Genomic DNA, 17,276 nt, shown 5'->3' on the forward strand with positions numbered 1-17,276 from the left:
GGAGGCCGCTTGCGTTAATCGGCTGCGCTGTCTCGATTGAGACGGCGCACAACGCTTGAAGCGTTTTCAATCATGGGCCAGGAGACCCGCGCCCATGACAAACATCCCCCCCACCACGCCCCCGCCCGAGGGCAACATCGACACCCTGGTGCTCGGCCACGTGCTGCTGATCGGCATCAACCGCCCGGCCAAGCGCAACGGCTGGACGCCGCCCATGTTCCGCCAGCTGGCCGAGGCTTACACCCGCCTCGACGATGACCCCGAGTTGCGCGTCGGTGTGCTGCATGCCATGGGCGACCACTTCACGGCCGGACTGGACCTGCCCGCCGTGAGCGCCTACATGCAGCGCGGCGAAAAAGCCATCCCCGAAGGCCTGGTGGAGCCCCATGACTACGGCCTGCCCGGCTACCGGCGCCGCACCAAGCCCATGGTGGTGGCGGTCAAGGGCATCTGCTTCACAGTGGGCATCGAGCTGATGCTGGGCGCCGACATCGTGGTGGCGGCCGACAACTGCCGCTTCTCGCAGATGGAGGTGCAGCGCGGCATCATGGCCACAGGCGGCGCCACGCTGCGCATGGCCGAGCGCGCGGGCACGGGCAATGCGCTGCTGCACCTGCTGACGGCCGACGAGTTTGGCAGCGCCGAGGCGTACCGCCTGAACTTTGTGCAGAAAGTGGTGCCGGCTGGCCAGGAGCTGGACGAAGCCTTGGCGATTGCCCAGCGCATTGCCGCACAGGCGCCGCGCGCGGTGGTCGCCACTCGCCTGAATGTGCTCAAAGCCATCGAGCAAGGCCAGGCGGCTGCGGTGGCGGACTTCATCCCGGTGCAGAAGGAACTGGCCAACAGCGAGGATGCGGCCGAAGGCGTGCGCGCTTTTGTCGAGCGCCGGCCCGGGCAGTTCAGCGGGCGCTGAGGGCCTGGTGGTTCGTCGTCGTCCGAGCCACTACATGCCAAATTGCAAGCCCAATCGACTGCTAGCGCATATGAATCATGCGCTAGCAGCTCTGCTATTGATAGCAATTTCCCGAGGGTGAAGGGGGCACAGCTCCCCCACCTGCGCAAGCGGTACGCGCGAGTAGCACCGATGGCGCGGCGCCGCTCCCCCACCCACACAATCCCATCCATTAACAAAGTTTTTCACAATTCAATTGCACACAATTGAATTTGCACCCACAATTCACTCCATGCCCAGCCACAGCACACCCCACACTCCCAGCCCCGCCATCCTGCGGCTGGACAACCAGGTCTGCTTTGCGCTGTATTCCGCCTCGCTGGCGATGACCAAGCTGTACAAACCGCTGCTCGACCAGATCGGCCTGACCTACCCCCAGTACCTCGTGATGCTGGTGCTGTGGGAGCAGGATGGCGTGACCGTCTCCGAGCTGGGCGAGCGCCTGTTCCTCGACTCCGGCACGCTCACGCCGTTGCTCAAGCGCCTGGAGGCGCAGGGCCACATTGCCCGGTTGCGCGATGTGCAGGACGAGCGCCGCGTGCGCATCACCCTCACGTCGCAAGGCCGCGCACTGCGCGACCAGGCCGAGGCCATCCCGCCCTGTGTGCTGCAAAGCAGCCAGTGCTCGATTGCCGAGCTGACCACCTTGACCACCGAACTCAAGCAGCTGCGAGACCGGCTCAGCGAGCAACGCTGACGGCCTGCAGACAACGCAAGAACCGATTCCCTCCACCGCCCGCCAGTGGGCAACAACCGCAAGGAAGACACCATGACCAAGCTCGAAAAAGTCCTGTACACCGCCAAGTCGCACGTGACCGGTGGCCGCGATGGCGCCGCCAAGACCGATGACGGCCGCCTGGAAGTCAAGCTGTCCTCGCCCGGCACGTCCGGCACCGGCACCAACCCCGAGCAGCTGTTTGCCTCCGGCTACGCAGCCTGCTTCATCGGCGCGATGAAGGCCGTCGGCGGCAAGATCGGCATTCCTGTGCCCCAGGACGTGTCCATCGACGCCGAAGTGGACCTGGGCCCCATCCCGAACGCCTACGGCATCGCCGCCCGCCTGACCATCAGCCTGCCCGGCCTGGAAAAGGAAACCGCCCAGAAGCTGGTGGACGCAGCCCACCAGGTCTGCCCCTACTCCAACGCCACGCGCGGCAACATCGACGTGACCATCACGATCGTCTAAGACCATGGGCCGCCTGCTGATTGCCCGCATCGCGGTGGCCCTGGTGGCCATCGAGCATGTGTACATCCTCGTGCTCGAAATGTTCTTCTGGAACAAGCCCCTGGGCATGAAAACCTTCAGCCTGACCCAGGAGCTGGCCGACGCCACCACCACGCTGGCGGCCAACCAGGGGCTGTACAACGGTTTTCTGGCGGCAGGCCTGTTCTGGGGGCTGTTCACCGGCAACCGGGTGTTCAAGATCTTCTTCCTGGCCTGCGTGATCGTGGCCGGGGTATTTGGCGCCGCCACCGCAGCGCCCAAGATCTTCTTCAGCCAGGCGCTGCCCGCGATCATTGCGCTGGGCCTGGTGCTGGCGCTGGACAAAAAACCCACCGCCCAGCGCAGCCTCTGAGCTACCAAAACCATAGCTGCCAGCGCTTGATCAACAAGCGCTGGCAGCTATTTTTTCTTTGAATCCACGCAGGTGCTGCCGCCTGCAAGCTGCCATTCAGCCATGCGCGCGATGATGGGGTTGGAGACAACAACATGAAAATCGCCCTGCTGTCCGACATCCACGCCAACCGCCAGGCCCTGGACGCCTGCCTGCAACACGCCCGCGCACAGGGCGCCGAACAATTTGCGCTGCTGGGCGACCTGGTGGGGTACGGCGGCGAGCCCGTGGCCGTGGTGGAGCAGGTGCGCGACCTGGCCCAGCAAGGTGCCCTGTGTGTGCTGGGCAACCATGACGCCATGGCCCTGGCCCCGCCTGCCAACCCACGCAACCGCAGCGAGCTGGGAGCGCAATGGACGCACGACCAGCTCGGCAACAGCCACATCGCCTTTTTGCAGTCGCTGCCGCTCACGGCGCGGCTGGGCAGCAGCGCCTTGCTGGTGCACGCCAGTGCCGACATGCCCGCGCAGTGGCGGTATGTGGAGGACTCCAACGCCGCCGAGCGCAGCATGACTGCGGCCCAGGCCCTCGACCCCGCCATCCGCTACGTGTTCAGCGGCCATGTGCACGAGCAGGTGCTGTACTTCCTCACGCCCACCGCCAAGCTGATGCGCTTTGCGCCCGAGCCCGGCGTGCCCGTGCCCGTGCCGACACACCGCCAGTGGCTGGGCATTGTGGGCTCGGTGGGCCAGCCGCGCGACGGCGATGCACGCGCCATGTACGCGCTGTTCGACGACATCGCCAAGCAGATCACGTTCTACCGCGTGCCCTACGACCACCTGGCCGCCGCCGCCGCCATCCGCGCGGCGGGCCTGCCCGGCTTCTACGCCGATCGGCTCGAAAAAGGCCAGTGACATGAAACTGCTGGAACCCGGCACCGAGATCGACGGCTTCCGCGTGGTGGACTGCATCCACGCGGGCGGCATGGCCCACATCTACGCCGTGGAATACGCGCAGGCCGACCGCAGCCCCGGCTTTGCCATGGCGATGAAGATCCCGCGCATGACGGCGGGCGACGGGGCCGAGAACATCGTGAGCTTCGAGGTCGAGCTGCAGATCCTGCCCGTGCTCAGCGGCCCGCATGTGCCGCGTTTTGTGGCGGCGGGCGACCTGGTGCGTCTGCCCTACCTGGTCATGGAATACATCCCCGGCCAGACGCTGCAGCACTGGCTGGACGAAGGGCCTGGCCGCTGCGACACAGCAACCATCGCACGCCTGGGCGCGGCCACCGCGCGCGCGGCGCACAGCCTGCACCAGCAGAACGTGTGCCACCTCGACCTCAAACCTGCCAACGTGCTCATCAAGGAAGATGGCACGGCCGTGCTGCTGGACTTTGGCCTGTCGTGCCACGCGCACTACCCCGACCTGCTGGCCGAGGAAATGCGCCAGGCCGTGGGCTCGCCCGCGTGGATCGCCCCCGAGCAGGTGGTGGGTGTGCGTGGCGACCCGCGCAGCGACATCTTTGCCATCGGCGTGATGCTGTACGAGCTGGCCACGGGCGAGCTGCCCTTTGGCGCGCCCACCACCAACGGCGGCATGCGACAGCGCCTGTGGATGACGCCTGCCCCGCCGCGCAAACACCGCGCCGACATCCCGCCCTGGCTGCAGGAGGTCATCCTGCGCTGCCTGGAGCCTGAGGCAGGGAGCCGCTACCCGTCGGCCGCGCACCTGGCCTTCGACCTGTCGAACCCCGAACAGGTGCTGGTTACCGAACGCGGCGAACGCACCGAGCGCACTCCACTGCGCACGCACGTGCGGCGCTGGTTGCGTGCTGCGGGCATGCACTACACGCCCAGCCCCCTGCCCTCGCAGCAGATCGAGGACACGCCCATCCTGATGGTCGCCGTGCCCCATGCCGATGTGAGCGATGCCACGCTGTACTCGCTGCGCCAGGCCGTGGCCCGCTCGCTGGGCATCCGCCCCGGCGCGCGGCTGGCCTGCGTGACGGTGATCTCGCCCGGCGCCAGCAGCACCAGCGACAGCAACCGCAGCGAAACCACGCTGCACCGCCAGCACATGGCACGCCTGCGCCAGTGGGCCCAGGGTCTGGACCTGACCGGGCATGCCGTGAGCTACCACGTGCTCGAAGCGGGCGACGTGGCCCAGGCGCTGGTGCGCTATGCGGCCAGCAACCACGTGAGCATGATGATCCTGGGCGCCGCCACCCACGGGCTGCAAACCCAGCGCTTTTTTGCCACGGTGCCCATGCGCGTGGCGCGCGATGCGCCCTGCACCGTCATCCTGGTCAAGCAGGCGCTGCCTTTCGAGCAACTGGCCCAGCCCACGGCGGACTGAGCCCGTCAGCATTCCGGCGCACCGCCACGCCGCACACCTGTCGCCCAGGCGGCGCGCGCCGCTTGAGCGCGGGCACGCTTTGGTTTAGCGTCGCGGCATGAGCACCACCACCCTTCTCGTGCGCCAGGACCAGCTGGCCACCACCCGCCTGTTGACCACCGACGACACCCCGCTGGCCGAGGGCCAGGTCCGCGTGCGGGTCGAGTCCTTTGCCCTCACGGCCAACAACATCACCTATGCCGCGCTGGGCGACATGCTGAACTACTGGCAGTTCTTCCCCACCGGCGAGGCCGGCTGGGGCATCGTGCCCGTGTGGGGCTTCGGCACCGTGGTGCAGTCGCTGCACCCGGCCGTGGCGGTGGGCGAGCGGCTGTATGGCTACTGGCCCACGGCCAGCCAGGCCGTGCTGTCGCCCCAGCGTGTCAACCCCACGGGCTTCAGCGACGGCGCCCCGCACCGCGCGGGCCTGCATGCGGTCTACAACCACTACCTGCGCACCAGCACCGACGGGCTGTACCGCGCCGACAACGAGGACGTGCAGGCACTGCTGCGGCCGCTGTTCATCACCTCGTGGCTCATCGACGATTTTCTGGCCGACCAGCAGTTCTTTGGCGCCAAGCGCATGCTGCTGTCCAGCGCGTCGAGCAAAACGGCCTACGGCACCGCCTTCCAGCTTGCACAGCGGGAGGGCATCGAGGTCATTGGCCTCACCTCGCCGGGCAATGTGGCGTTTTGCGAAAGCCTGGGCTGCTACAGCCGCGTGGTCACCTACGACACACTGGACCAGATCGACGGCGCGACGCCCAGTGTCTACATCGACTTTGCGGGCAGCGTGGGCCTGCGCCAGCGCATCCACGCCCACTTCACGGGCCTGGCCTACAGCTGCTCGGTGGGCGCCAGCCACGTGCAGGACCTGGGCGGAGCCGGCCAGCTGCCCGGCCCGCGCCCGGTGATGTTCTTTGCGCCCGCCCAGGTCAAGAAGCGCCACGCCGACTGGGGCGCCCAGGGCCTGAACGACCGCCTGGTAGCGGCCTGGAACCAGTTCAGCGCCGCCGTGTCGTCGGGGCCGCAGCCCTGGCTGGTGGTGCAGCGCCATGCGGGCCCCCAGGCCACGCAAACCCTGTTTGCGAGCGTCCTGGCGGGCAGCGGCGACCCGCGCGCGGGGCATATCGCGACGATGCTGCCCGCTTAAAGCACTCAACCCGGCGGCCAAGGGCATGGCGGCGACAATGGGGCATGACCCCATTGCCCCCCGATACCGCTACCAACCCCGCCAACGACCAGCACCCCTACGCCCGCCTCACCCCCGACCAGGTGCTGGACGCACTGGCTGGCGTGGGCCTGTACGGCGATGGCCGCCTCATGGCCCTGTCGTCGTACGAGAACCGGGTGTACCAGGTCACGCTGGAAGACGGCGAGCGCGTGGTGGCCAAGTTCTACCGCCCAGGCCGCTGGAGCGGAGCGCAGATCCTCGAAGAACACGCCTTTGCCGCCGAGCTGATGGCCGCCGAGGTGCCCGCCGTGGGCCCGCTGGTGCTGAACGGCGCCACCCTGCACCAGCACGATGGCTTTGCGTTCTCCGTCAGCCCCTGGCGCGGCGGGCGCCAGCCCGAGCTGGACGACTTTGAAGTGCTGGAATGGATCGGCCGCTTTCTGGCCCGCATCCACACCGTGGGCGCCGCCCAGCCCTTTGCACACCGGCCCACGCTGGACCTGGCCACCTTCGGCACGGCATCGCGCGACTGGCTGCTGATGAACGAGATCATCCCGCTCGACATGCAAGCCGCCTGGAAGGCCCAGTGCGACAAAGCTCTTGATTTGATAGCTGCCAGCGCATATTCCACTGGCGCTACAGGCCAATTTGGCTTGAACAATGCCACCATGATCCGCCTGCACGGCGACTGCCACCCCGGCAACATCCTCTGGACCCCGCTGGATGAATGGGGCCGCGGCGGTCCGCACTTTGTGGACCTGGACGACGCGCGCATGGGTCCGGCCGTGCAGGATCTGTGGATGCTGCTGTCGGGAGACCGGCGCCAGCGCACCCACCAGCTCGGCGCCCTGATCGACGGCTACGAGCAGTTCCGCAGCTTCGACCGCCGCGAGCTGGCACTCATCGAGCCGCTGCGCACCTTGCGCCTGATCCACTACAGCGCCTGGCTCGCGCGTCGCTGGCAAGACCCGATCTTCCCGGTGAACTTTCCCTGGTTTGGCACCAGCGACTACTGGCGCGGGCAGGTGGACATGCTGATCGAGCAGATCGAGGCGATGGAGGAAGAACCGCTGGTGGCCTGACAAGGCGGATCGGGCGGGGACAGGCCCCACCAGCGCAGGCTCGGCCATTGCAAACGATTGTCAACCCGCGCGCACGGCGGGCAGATGTGGGGCAACATCAAAGCGCTCCCCAATTGGGGGTGTTTTGTTGATTCCAACGGGGTGCCAACCCCCAGAGCCCATCCCCATGCGCATCGCAGTCCTTGACGACGACCCGCTCCTGCTGGAGCAGATCAAGGGCACCCTGGAATGCCACCAGCACGTGTGCCACACCTTTGCCGACGGCACCAGCCTGCTGCAGGCGCTGCGCAACGACACCTTCGACCTGCTGATCGTGGACTGGCACCTGCCCGACATGGAGGGCACCGACGTGGTACAGACCGTGCGCAACACCCACGGCATGCAGCCGCCCATCCTGTTCATCACCCGCCGCAGCGATGAACGCGACGTGGTCGAGGCCCTGTCGCGGGGTGCCGACGACTTCATGAGCAAGCCCCTGCGCATGGGGGAACTGGTGGCCCGCGCCACCGCCCTGCTGCGCCGCGCCTTTCCCCAGTCCATGGGCGCCCGGCTGGAGTTTGGCGTGTACCGCTTTGACGCGGAACAACGCACCCTGCACATCCAGGGCCAAGCCATCGGGCTCAAACACCGCGAATACGAACTCGCGCTGTTCCTGTTCCGCAACGCGGGCCGCCTGCTGTCGCGCTCACACCTGCGCGAAGCGGTATGGAGCGACGCCACCGACACCCCTTCGCGCTCCCTGGACACCCACATGTCGCGGCTGCGCAGCAAGCTGCAGTTGACGGAGGCCAACGGCTACACGATCACGGCGGTGTATGGGGTGGGGTACCGGCTGGATGCGGTGTCGCTACCGCAGAAAAGTGAAACTACAGCACCCGCTACCGAGCCATTGCCAGAGCGCAGCGACCTCCAGCCGCAACTGGCAACAAGCTGATGGCATTGCGGGCGACGCTGGGCTATGCTGCCAGGCATCCCACCCCGTACGCAGTGCCCCCATGAAAGACTGGATCCGCAACGCCCTATCGATCCGCCAACCGCGTCGGCCAGCGCCTGTGGGCTCGCTGCCTGTTGTGGGGGTGTTCATCGTGCGGGGAACGGTGAAGATGCTGGTCACCCACCCTGTGTCCACTGAGTTGTGGGACTGGCTGGTGCTATCGGGCTGGCGCAACATGCCGGTCAAGGCCGATCGCCGCAAAGGCCTGCTGCTGCCCGACGGTGCACTCAAGATGCTGATCGACGCCGACCCGGCGGAGCGCAACCAGGCGCATGCACGCATCCTGGAACTGGCCGAGTCCCAGGACTGACGAGCCATACGCACCCTCGCCACCAGGGGCAAAAAGCCCAGCCGCAGCGTCTGCCACCGTCCGTCGGTAAGAAAAAATCCCGGTGATGCCTGGCACCACCGGGATTCAAATTTGATAGCAGCCAGCGCATATGGAACTAGCGCCCGCTGCCGCTTTACCGGCAAAACGTCCAGGGTCAGACCAGCAAGGCGTTCACACGCTTCACATAGGCCGCTGGGTCTTCTGGCAAGCCGCCTTCGGCCAGCAGGGCCTGATCGAACAGGATGTGCGCCAGGTCATGAAAGTGCACGCTGCCGTCGAGCTTCTTGACCAGCGCGTGCTCGGCATTCACCTCCAGCACAGGCTTGGTCTCGGGCGCCTGCTGGCCGGCCTGCTTGAGCATGCGCGCCAGCTGGGTGCTCATGCCGTCGTCCTGCACCACCAGGCAGGCGGGCGAGTCGACGAGGCGGGTGGTCACGCGCACGTCTTCGGCCTTGTCCTTCAGGGCTTCCTTGAGCTTGGCGAGCACGGGCTTGAACGCCTCGGCAGCCTCTTCAGCGGCCTTCTTCTCGGCCTCGTCCTGCAACTTGCCCAGGTCCACAGCGCCCTTGGCCACGCTTTGCAGCGGGGTGCCGTCAAACTCGTGCAGGTAGTTCAGTGCCCACTCGTCCACGCGGTCGGTCATCAGCAGGACCTCGATGCCCTTTTTCTTGAAAACTTCGAGCTGTGGACTGTTCTTGGCAGCAGCCAGGGTGTCGGCAGTGATGTAGTAGATCGCCTCCTGGCCTTCCTTCATGCGGGCCTTGTAATCGGCAAAACCGACCGTCACGGCGTCGCTGGTGGTGGATGCAAAACGCAGCAGCTTGGCCAAGCGCTCGCGGTTGCCAAAATCTTCGCCCAGGCCTTCTTTCAGCACGGCGCCAAACTCGCTGTAGAACTGCGTGTACTTGCCTTCCTTGGCCTTGTCGTCGGCATCCACCACGTCGGTCACGCCGTCGGCGCCCGCTGCGGTGTCGTGCTTGTCGTGCTTGGCCAGGTCTTCCAGCATCGAGAGCACGCGCTTGGTCGAGCCTTCGCGGATGGCACGCACATCACGGCTTTCCTGCAGCAGTTCACGACTCACATTCAGCGGCAAGTCGGCCGAGTCGATCACGCCCTTGACGAAGCGCAGGTAGGTGGGCATCAACGCCTCGGCGTCGTCCATGATGAACACACGCTTCACGTACAGCTTCACGCCCGCCTTCTTGTCGCGGTTCCACAGGTCAAACGGCGCCTTGGCAGGGATGTACAGCAGCTGCGTGTACTCGGTATTGCCCTCGACGCGGTTGTGCGCCCAGGTCAGCGGGGCCTCGTGGTCGTGGCTGATGGTTTTGTAGAATTCGGCGTACTGCTCTTCGGTGATGTCCTTCTTGGGGCGCGTCCACAGGGCGCTGGCCTTGTTGATGGTTTCCCACTCGCCGGTTTTGACCATGCCGCCGGGCTGGCGGCCGCCGTTTTCGTCATTGGGGTTGATCAGCTCGCCGTCTTTCCACTCTTCCTTTTCCATCAGGATGGGCAGGCTGATATGGTCGGAGTATTTGGCGATGACCTGCTTGAGCTTCCAGGCGTTGAGGTATTCCTCGGCGTCGTCGCGCAGGTGCAGGATGATGCTGGTGCCGCGCGGGGCGCGGGTGATGGTTTCCACCTCGAAGTCGCCCGTGCCGCCACTGATCCAGCGCACGCCTTCTTCGGCCTTCAGGCCCGCACGGCGGGATTCCACCGTGATCTTGTCGGCCACGATGAAGCCGGAGTAGAAGCCCACGCCGAACTGGCCGATGAGCTGGGCGTCCGCCTTCTGGTCGCCGCTGAGCTTGCCCATGAAGTCCTTGGTGCCGCTCTTGGCGATGGTGCCCAGGTGGTCGATGGCCTCCTGCTGGCTCATGCCTATGCCGTTGTCGGTGATGGTGAGCGTCTTGGCGGCCTTGTCGAACGTCACGCGCACTTCAAGGTTGGGCGCGTCTTCGTACAGGTCGGGCTTGTCCAGCGCCTCAAAACGCAGCTTGTCGCAGGCGTCCGACGCGTTGGAGATCAACTCGCGCAGGAAGATTTCCTGGTTGGAATACAGCGAATGGGTAACCAGGTGCAGCAGCTGGGCCACTTCGGCCTGGAACGACAGGGTTTGCTTGCTCATGGAGGGGTTCTCTCTATGGAAATCGGTCTGAACGAATACGAATAGGATCGGCACAAAAAATCACGCCTGCCGAACCAGCAGGCGTGATGTAGGGGCGTGCGCCCGTTTTTCAAGGGCCAGGCATGGCGATCGTTGACCGCCCGGCCGGGCCTCTGTGCTCAGCCGTCGGTGGTGATGCGCTCGATCAGCGTCTTGAGCATGGTGTCGGCCTTGTCGTTGGCCACCTGGCAGGTGCCCGCCGCCGCGTGGCCGCCGCCGCCAAACTCCAGCATCAGGTTACCCACGTGGGTCTTGCTGCTGCGGTCCAGAATGGACTTGCCGGTGGCAAACACCGTGTTCTGCTTCTGCAGGCCCCACATCACGTGGATGGAGATGTTGCACTGTGGAAACAACGCATAGATCATGAACCGGTTGGTGGCCCAGATGGTTTCCTCGTCGCGCAGGTCCAGCACCACCAGATTGCCGATGCGAATGGCACAGCTTTGCAGCTGGGCCTGGGCCTTGGGGGCGTGCTCGCGGTACAGATTGACGCGCTCTTGCACATCGGGCAGCGCCAGGATCTCGTCGATGGTGTGGTCGCGGCAATACTGGATCAGGTCCATCATCAGCGCATAGTTGCTGATGCGGAACTCCCGAAAACGCCCCAGGCCCGTGCGCGAGTCCATGAGGTAGTTCAGCAACACCCAGCCCTGGGGGTTGAGGATGTCGTCGCGTGAATACTGCGCCGAGTCGGCCTGGTCCACGGCGGCCATCATCTCGTCGGTGATGCGCGGGAACGCGGCCTTGCCGCCATAGTGGTTGTAGACCACGCGCGCTGCCGAGGGGGCGTGGGCCTCGATGATGTGGTTCTCGTCGCGGCGACCCGAGTTGCGGATGGTTTCGGACTCGTGGTGGTCGAACACCAGGTGCGCACCCGGCACGTAGGGCAGGTTGGTGGTGATATCGCGGCTGGTGATAGGCACCTTGCCGTCCTGCATGTCCTTGGGGTGAACAAAAGTGATCTCGTCGATCAGGTTCAGCTCATTGAGCAGCACCGCGCAGACCAGGCCGTCAAAGTCACTGCGGGTCACCAGGCGGTATTTCGCATCACTCACTAAATTCTCCTTGTTACGTAGCGCACCGCGACATGGTAGCCGCGCCCCGGCCCCTGGCAAGCGCCGCCTGCGTCAAAAAGCAGGCCGCCCAGGTACTCATACCTGCATCCATTCCTGCAGCTGCCGGGCCACGCCCGCATCTGCCAGCAGGTCCAGGTGGCCCAGGCGATAGAACACCGCCTGCCGGGCCTTGGCAAAGCCCAGCGTCCTTTGGGGATCATCGTGGATGCCCAGCGCACTGTGCAAGGGCACCAACCCGTCCCCCACCAACCGCTCGCCCACCGGGCTGCGCCGCGCAGCCAGGGTGGCCGCCACCGCGTGGCACGCCACGGCGGAAGGCAGCGGCACCGGGGTGCGCTGGTCGGGGCTTTTGCGAAAGCGATCGCGCCCCTGCCAGTCCGTATCGAGCACATGGCCATAGCGCAGGTCGGTGATGCCCGCACTGCGCAACTGGGCCAGGCGGGCAAAGGGGCGTGAGTACGCGGTGCTGCCCAGCAGCACATCCACCCAGTGGCCCGCGCGCTCCAGGGGCGCGCCGTGGTGCGGGGTGCCCAGAAAAACCAGGTGGCGCAGCCGGGGCAGCCAGCCGCCGGAACCTGCCGGGGCCTGCGCGGCATGGTGACAGGCGCTGCGCGCCACCAGCCCACCCATGCTGTGGGCCAGGATGGACAGCTCCGTCACCGGCACGGGCCACGAAGCCACCAGGGATGCAAGCAGGGCCGATAACTCGGCCCCGTTGGTGGATGTGTGCTGGCCGGTGTTGTAGCGCAGGTAGACAGGGGTGTAGCCCAAGGCCTCGGCCAGATGGGCGCCATGGTCGTGGCCATGGCGCAGCCACTGCAGGTCGTTCATGCACAGGCCATGCACCAGCACCAGGAGCTTGCCTGTGGCGGCGCCCGGTGCAGCCAGCGCGCGCAAGTCCAGGGGCAGACCGTGCTGGTACCAGCCCATCTGCGTGCACAGCGGGTTGCCGTCGCGTTGCAGGCGGTCGCCCATCACGCCATTGAGCGCGGCGATGACCGCCTCGCGCTCCCAATGCACTGCGTCGGATGACATGGCCGGAGCAAAAAACGGTTCCAGCCGCGCCAGCCCGGCTTGCAGGCCCGCTTCCACCAGCTGCGTTACCCCCCGGATGCTTTGGTACACCAACCCGGTCAGCCCCCGCGTACGACCCGGCTGGTCACCGCCCGGCAGCCCCAGCGTGCCCAGCACCGACTGGTGCACCCCCTCGGCCACCCGGCTGATGCCGGTGGTAGCCTGCGCGGCCAGGCGCGCGACACCGCGCAGGTCGGACGCCCGCAACTGGCGCAGCGGGTTGGCCTTCGCCGCAGTGGCGCCGTCGACCGGAGGGGCAGAAGCAGCAGGCTTGCGCAGCCGGGGTGTGGACGGTGGGGGCATGAAAGGGCTCCGTTTAAAAAATGTCAGGGAGCCCGGGGCTCTCAGAACCGCTCGTTGGGCGAAAGATAACGCCACTGCCCCACAGGCAGGTTGCCCAAGGTCACGCGGCCGATGCGGATGCGCTTGAGACCCACCACCTTGAGCCCCACCAATTCGCACATGCGGCGGATCTGGCGTTTTTTGCCCTCGGTGAGCACAAACCGCAGCTGCTCGGGGTTTTGCCAATCGACCTTGGCGGGCTTGAGCGGTTCGCCGTCCAGGCTCAGGCCATGGCGCAGGCGTTCCAGCAACTCTCGGGGAAACACCGCCTGCACATTGGTGCTGACCGGGTCACGCTCGTCGATTTCCTGCAGCGGCGCGGAGCGCTCGCCGGGGTGGCGTGGCACCGCCTGACCGGGGGCCTGGTAGACCACGCGCACCAGGTACTCCTTTTCCATCTCGGAGTCCTCGCCAATGATCTGCCGGGCCACGCGGCCGTCCTGGGTCAGCACCAAGAGGCCCACCGAGTCGATATCGAGCCGCCCGCAAGGTGCCAGGCCCCGCAGCTGCGGCGGGGAGAAGCGGTTGCGGCTGGGGTCATCGCGCCAGTGGGTGCGGGGGTTGATCAGCGCCACGGCGGGCGTGTGACCGTCCTCGGCCTGGCCGCTCACATAGCCAATGGGCTTGTTCAGCAGGATGGTGACGCGCTGCTCCTGGAAACCCTGGGCAATCTTGTCCACCTCGATGCGGTCGGCCGCCGTGACCTGCTGGCCCATGGTCGCCACCACGCCGTTGACCTTGACCCAGCCCTGCTCTACCCAGTCGTCGGCCTCGCGGCGCGAGCACAGACCCAGCTCGGCCATGCGCTTGTTCAGGCGCGAGGTGGGCAAGCCCCCCACGGTGCTGGTGGCCGGCGCAGGCACCTGGCGCACGGGCGCCACAAAGGCGCCTGACGCGACGCGGTAGCTGGGCTGCGCTGGAGCGCGGGAGGGACGGGGGGCCCTGGGTGGCGGCGCAGGCCGTGCAGGCGCAGGCTTGGCCGCCAGGGTCGGGCGGCGCAGCACGGGACGCGCGGCAGGCGCAGAGGAAGAAGCAGGCGTGGAGCCGCCAGCGTCAGAGGCTGGGGCAGCAGCGGAGCCCGCAGGCGGGGGAGAGGAGGAGGAAGACATTGCGTGTATTTTCGCCTGTGAACTGCTTTGAACAGGTTCTTCGCCCCCAAACTGAGATGCAACGGCCTGGCGCCAGCTACCCCTGGCGGGCCTGCCAGGCCAGGAAATCATCCACCGGCAGGGGCCGCGCAATGTGATACCCCTGCGCCTCGTCGCAGGCCAGGAGGCGCAGGCGCTCCAGGATGGCGGCGGTCTCCACGCCTTCGGCCACCACGGTGAGCCCGAGGTTGTGCGCCAGGTCGATGGTCGAGCGCACGATCATCGCGTCGTCTTCGCCCGTCTCCATGCCCATCACAAACGACTTGTCGATCTTGAGCTCATCGACCGGCAGGCGCTTGAGGTAGGCCAGCGACGAATAGCCCGTGCCGAAATCGTCGATGGACAGCTTGAAACCCTGCTCCGACAAGCGGTTGAGCATGGCCTCGGCGCGCTGCGGATCGTCCATGATCGCGCTTTCGGTGATCTCCAGGCAAAAGGCACTGGCCGCCACTCCGTGGCGCCCCAGGATGTCAGCGAGCCGGTGGCTCAGCTCGGGGTCAAGAAGGTCGCGGGTGGAGAGGTTGACCGACACCCTGAGCGGCAGGCCCTGCGTGCGCGGGTCGGCCAGCAGGCGCGCGACTTCTTCAAACATCCACAGCGTGAGGTGGCGCACAAACCCGGTCTGCTCGGCAAACGGGATGAACTGCATGGGCGGCACCAGCCCGCGCTGCGGGTGCTGCCAGCGCACCAGCGCCTCGGCCGCCAGGCCCGGCTGCCCGTGCAAGGGCACCTTGGGCTGCAGGTACAGGCGCAACTCATGGTGCTCCACGGCGTGGCGCAGCTCGGTCAGCAGCGACAGGGTCTGCGCACTGGACGAATCAAAGGCTGCGTCGTACTGCAGGGCTCCGCTGAGCTTGCGCTTAGCGGCATACATGGCGATTTCAGAGCGGCTGAGCAGCGTGTCGGCGTCACCCGCATTGCCCGGCCAGCAGGCAAAACCAATGCCTGCGCTCAGGTCCACCGTCTGGTCCTCAAAGGCCAGCGGTTGCTCGAACGACTGGTTGATGCGCTGGGCAATCTCGTGTGCCGCAGCGGCATCGGCGCGCTGCAGCAGGATGGCGAACTCATTGCCCCCCAGGCGCGCCACCATGTCATCGGGCGAACGCACCTGCTGGCTCAGACGCTCGGCCACGGCCTGCAGCAGGCGGTCGCCAAAGGCGTAGCCCAGCACGTCGTTGACATGCTTGAAGCGGTCCAGGTCCAGCGTGAGCACGGCCAGCGGCTGCGCAGGATCGGCACTTGCGGCGATGGCCTGCACCACGGCGTCACGAAAGCGCTCCCGGTTGGGCAGGCCCGTCAGGCGGTCCCAGTAGGCGAGGCGGCGGATTTCGGTTTGCTGCGCGCCGATGTCCACGCGCATGTGATCGAACGAACGCGCCAGGTTGCCGATCTCGTCCGTGCGGTCGGTGTGCTCCAGCGGAACATCGTATTCACCGCGTGAGAGCCGCTGCGTGGCCGCCAGCAGCGAGCGCAGGGGCGTGGTGAGCCGTTGCGCCACCAGGCCCGTGCCTGCCGCAAACAGCAGCACACCCGCCACGGTGATGATGGCCAGCAACACCTGCAGCTGGCGATAAGGCGCCACCACCTCGTCCACCGAACGCAGCAGCAGCGAGTGCACCTCCCCCCCCACGCTGTCGAGCTTGCTGGAGCGCGCGAGCAAGGTGCCCTCGGCTGTCTGCAGCTCGCCTGCCGCGCCACCGGTGCTCAGCAGCAAGGCCCGCGCATCTGCGGGCAAGGTGCTGACCGACAGGGTCATCGCCCCCTCCGGGGACTTGATCATCAGGGCCACATGCACCGATAAGAGCTGCCGCATTTCGTCGGCACGCGACTGGTCAATGCGAAAACCCATCAACACCCAGCCAATGACCACCGGCGCACGCATGGGCACCATCACGAACTGGTAGGGCACGCCATCCATCACCGCGATCTGGCTGCCCTGGGGCTGCTGCGCCAGGCGCGGCACCACCTGCCGCAGCGTGGCCGGGAATTGCTCCATGCTGTCGGACAGGCTGACCGCGCGCAGCTCCAGGTCCGTTCCGAGCAGCGCAGTCACGGCTGCGCCGATGCGGCTGCCATGGTTCTCCAGCACCGACTGAATGGTTTCCTCGTCCCCCGAGTTGACCGCCGAGCGAAAGCCATAGTCAGCCGCGAGCAGGGCCGATCCCTGGCGCAGCTGCTCGGCATTCTGGTCGAGCAGGCGGCGCCAGATGTTTTCGTCCAGGTCCAGGGCCCGCGCGATCTGGGCGCGGGCATTGCGGTCGATGGAGGCCCGCACCACGGCAAACCCTGCCGCCTGCACGATGAGCAGCAGCAGCAGCGACAACCCCACCAACCGCAGGATCAGGCTGCGCCGGGCCAGGCGCAGCCGCTTCAAGGTTGCAACCCCGTCATGCGCACAGACGCCGTGGCGGAGCCTGTAGCGGGCACGGTCAGCGCCTGCTCCAGGGCTGGGGCACCCACCGGCAGGCGGGTGTGCCAGGTGCGCAGCGTGTAGGTGCCGGGCGGCACATTGTCGAGCTGCGCCTTGCCCGTGGCGGCGGGGGTACGGGCGTAGTACGGCGTGTCCACCACCAGCACCCAGCCCACCATCTGGTCATGGATGTTGCAGCCCAGGGCCACCACACCGGCCTTGTCAAACAGCACCGGGTTGGATGGCGTGCCGCTGTAGAGCTTGAGTTCGAACTTCTTGGCCGGCGAGAAGGAGTACACATGGTGCCGCACCGAGTCGCGGTTGGGGAACAGCACCTCGGTGCCCACCGGCACCACCAGCAGGCCGGGCACAAACTGCCGTTTCTCCTGCGCCATCTCCACACCGGTCAGCGGTTTGACCTGCTTGCGCGCCTCGGCCGAGTCCAGGAACACCACCGCATCGGCCACAGGCTTGCCCGCAGCGTCGGACACATCCACCTGCACGGTGCCTGCCTGCGCGCCGCCGGCCACCAACGCCAGCGCAGCGAGTGCCGCTGACGAGGTACGCATGGCGTGA

General features: G+C 66.6%; 16 protein-coding genes. 10 read left to right on the forward strand and 6 right to left on the reverse strand.

Features of this window, described 5'->3' with window-relative positions; translation table 11 throughout:
* The first annotated feature begins 94 nt into the window (after nucleotides 1-94).
* The 10 genes from ATF69_RS05225 (at nucleotide 95) to ATF69_RS05270 (ending at nucleotide 8,462) form a co-directional block, all read left to right on the forward strand.
* A complete protein-coding gene (locus ATF69_RS05225) occupies nucleotides 95-913 on the forward strand; it encodes a crotonase/enoyl-CoA hydratase family protein (RefSeq protein ID WP_146870109.1) in 819 nt (272 codons plus the stop codon).
* Nucleotides 914-1,184: 271 nt separating this feature from the next.
* On the forward strand, nucleotides 1,185-1,649 hold the full coding sequence (locus ATF69_RS05230; RefSeq protein ID WP_146870110.1) for a MarR family winged helix-turn-helix transcriptional regulator: 465 nt from the start codon (nucleotides 1,185-1,187) through the stop codon (nucleotides 1,647-1,649).
* Nucleotides 1,650-1,721: 72 nt separating this feature from the next.
* Nucleotides 1,722-2,138 (forward strand): organic hydroperoxide resistance protein, encoded by a 417-nt coding sequence (locus ATF69_RS05235; protein ID WP_146870111.1) that lies wholly within the window; start codon nucleotides 1,722-1,724, stop codon nucleotides 2,136-2,138.
* Nucleotides 2,139-2,142: 4 nt separating this feature from the next.
* The gene (locus ATF69_RS05240) at nucleotides 2,143-2,529 is read left to right on the forward strand and encodes a DUF1304 domain-containing protein (RefSeq protein WP_146870112.1); all 387 of its coding nucleotides are present in this window, start codon (nucleotides 2,143-2,145) and stop codon (nucleotides 2,527-2,529) included.
* Nucleotides 2,530-2,663: 134 nt separating this feature from the next.
* Nucleotides 2,664-3,422: a metallophosphoesterase family protein gene (locus tag ATF69_RS05245; RefSeq protein ID WP_146870113.1), complete on the forward strand. Its 759-nt coding sequence runs from the start codon at nucleotides 2,664-2,666 to the stop codon at nucleotides 3,420-3,422.
* Between the two features lies 1 nt (nucleotide 3,423).
* Nucleotides 3,424-4,863: a serine/threonine protein kinase gene (locus ATF69_RS05250; RefSeq protein WP_146870114.1), complete on the forward strand. Its 1,440-nt coding sequence runs from the start codon at nucleotides 3,424-3,426 to the stop codon at nucleotides 4,861-4,863.
* A gap of 97 nt (nucleotides 4,864-4,960) precedes the next feature.
* Nucleotides 4,961-6,055, forward strand: coding sequence for a DUF2855 family protein (locus ATF69_RS05255; protein ID WP_146870115.1), 1,095 nt, complete (start codon nucleotides 4,961-4,963; stop codon nucleotides 6,053-6,055).
* Nucleotides 6,056-6,099: 44 nt separating this feature from the next.
* A complete protein-coding gene (locus tag ATF69_RS05260) occupies nucleotides 6,100-7,158 on the forward strand; it encodes a serine/threonine protein kinase (RefSeq protein ID WP_146870116.1) in 1,059 nt (352 codons plus the stop codon).
* Between the two features lie 166 nt (nucleotides 7,159-7,324).
* Nucleotides 7,325-8,092 carry a response regulator transcription factor gene (locus ATF69_RS05265; RefSeq protein WP_146870117.1) on the forward strand — a complete coding sequence of 256 codons (768 nt, stop codon included), beginning with the start codon at nucleotides 7,325-7,327 and terminating at the stop codon, nucleotides 8,090-8,092.
* Nucleotides 8,093-8,153: 61 nt separating this feature from the next.
* A complete protein-coding gene (locus ATF69_RS05270; protein WP_121941839.1) occupies nucleotides 8,154-8,462 on the forward strand; it encodes a hypothetical protein in 309 nt (102 codons plus the stop codon).
* Between the two features lie 175 nt (nucleotides 8,463-8,637).
* Here the strand turns inward: ATF69_RS05270 and htpG are convergent, their stop codons facing one another.
* The 6 genes from htpG to ATF69_RS05300 all read right to left on the reverse strand — a co-directional run bounded on the left by htpG (nucleotide 8,638) and on the right by ATF69_RS05300 (nucleotide 17,269).
* Entirely contained in the window at nucleotides 8,638-10,611 is a 1,974-nt protein-coding gene (gene htpG / locus ATF69_RS05275; protein WP_146870118.1) for a molecular chaperone HtpG, read from the reverse strand.
* A gap of 158 nt (nucleotides 10,612-10,769) precedes the next feature.
* A complete protein-coding gene (locus ATF69_RS05280) occupies nucleotides 10,770-11,705 on the reverse strand; it encodes an exopolyphosphatase (protein WP_099731391.1) in 936 nt (311 codons plus the stop codon).
* 96 nt (nucleotides 11,706-11,801) lie between these two features.
* Nucleotides 11,802-13,103, reverse strand: a complete 1,302-nt coding sequence (locus ATF69_RS05285; protein WP_244303659.1) for an esterase/lipase family protein — start codon at nucleotides 13,101-13,103, stop codon at nucleotides 11,802-11,804.
* Nucleotides 13,104-13,144: 41 nt separating this feature from the next.
* Complete coding sequence (locus ATF69_RS05290) at nucleotides 13,145-14,005, reverse strand: pseudouridine synthase (protein WP_233194301.1); 861 nt, start codon at nucleotides 14,003-14,005, stop codon at nucleotides 13,145-13,147.
* A 322-nt stretch (nucleotides 14,006-14,327) separates the two neighbouring features.
* Nucleotides 14,328-16,664 carry a putative bifunctional diguanylate cyclase/phosphodiesterase gene (locus ATF69_RS05295; RefSeq protein ID WP_146870119.1) on the reverse strand — a complete coding sequence of 779 codons (2,337 nt, stop codon included), beginning with the start codon at nucleotides 16,662-16,664 and terminating at the stop codon, nucleotides 14,328-14,330.
* Nucleotides 16,661-17,269, reverse strand: a complete 609-nt coding sequence (locus tag ATF69_RS05300; protein WP_056060061.1) for a methylamine utilization protein — start codon at nucleotides 17,267-17,269, stop codon at nucleotides 16,661-16,663. The genes ATF69_RS05295 and ATF69_RS05300 overlap by 4 nt, the downstream gene beginning before the upstream one ends.
* Nucleotides 17,270-17,276 lie beyond the last annotated feature (7 nt).

Origin of the sequence: Acidovorax delafieldii (assembly GCF_007993815.1) — a bacterium.
In the GTDB taxonomy this organism is placed as follows: domain Bacteria; phylum Pseudomonadota; class Gammaproteobacteria; order Burkholderiales; family Burkholderiaceae_C; genus Acidovorax; species Acidovorax delafieldii.

Excerpts from the sequence above, each read along its gene's own strand:
- ATF69_RS05225 (WP_146870109.1), top strand. The coding sequence starts at position 95 with ATGACAAACATCCCCCCCACCACGCCCCCGCCCGAGGGCAACATCGAC.
- ATF69_RS05230 (WP_146870110.1), top strand. The coding sequence starts at position 1,185 with ATGCCCAGCCACAGCACACCCCACACTCCCAGCCCCGCCATCCTGCGG.
- ATF69_RS05235 (WP_146870111.1), top strand. The coding sequence starts at position 1,722 with ATGACCAAGCTCGAAAAAGTCCTGTACACCGCCAAGTCGCACGTGACC.
- ATF69_RS05240 (WP_146870112.1), top strand. The coding sequence starts at position 2,143 with ATGGGCCGCCTGCTGATTGCCCGCATCGCGGTGGCCCTGGTGGCCATC.
- ATF69_RS05245 (WP_146870113.1), top strand. The coding sequence starts at position 2,664 with ATGAAAATCGCCCTGCTGTCCGACATCCACGCCAACCGCCAGGCCCTG.
- ATF69_RS05250 (WP_146870114.1), top strand. The coding sequence starts at position 3,424 with ATGAAACTGCTGGAACCCGGCACCGAGATCGACGGCTTCCGCGTGGTG.
- ATF69_RS05255 (WP_146870115.1), top strand. The coding sequence starts at position 4,961 with ATGAGCACCACCACCCTTCTCGTGCGCCAGGACCAGCTGGCCACCACC.
- ATF69_RS05260 (WP_146870116.1), top strand. The coding sequence starts at position 6,100 with ATGACCCCATTGCCCCCCGATACCGCTACCAACCCCGCCAACGACCAG.
- ATF69_RS05265 (WP_146870117.1), top strand. The coding sequence starts at position 7,325 with ATGCGCATCGCAGTCCTTGACGACGACCCGCTCCTGCTGGAGCAGATC.
- ATF69_RS05270 (WP_121941839.1), top strand. The coding sequence starts at position 8,154 with ATGAAAGACTGGATCCGCAACGCCCTATCGATCCGCCAACCGCGTCGG.
- htpG (WP_146870118.1), bottom strand. The coding sequence starts at position 10,611 with ATGAGCAAGCAAACCCTGTCGTTCCAGGCCGAAGTGGCCCAGCTGCTG.
- ATF69_RS05285 (WP_244303659.1), bottom strand. The coding sequence starts at position 13,103 with ATGCCCCCACCGTCCACACCCCGGCTGCGCAAGCCTGCTGCTTCTGCC.
- ATF69_RS05300 (WP_056060061.1), bottom strand. The coding sequence starts at position 17,269 with ATGCGTACCTCGTCAGCGGCACTCGCTGCGCTGGCGTTGGTGGCCGGC.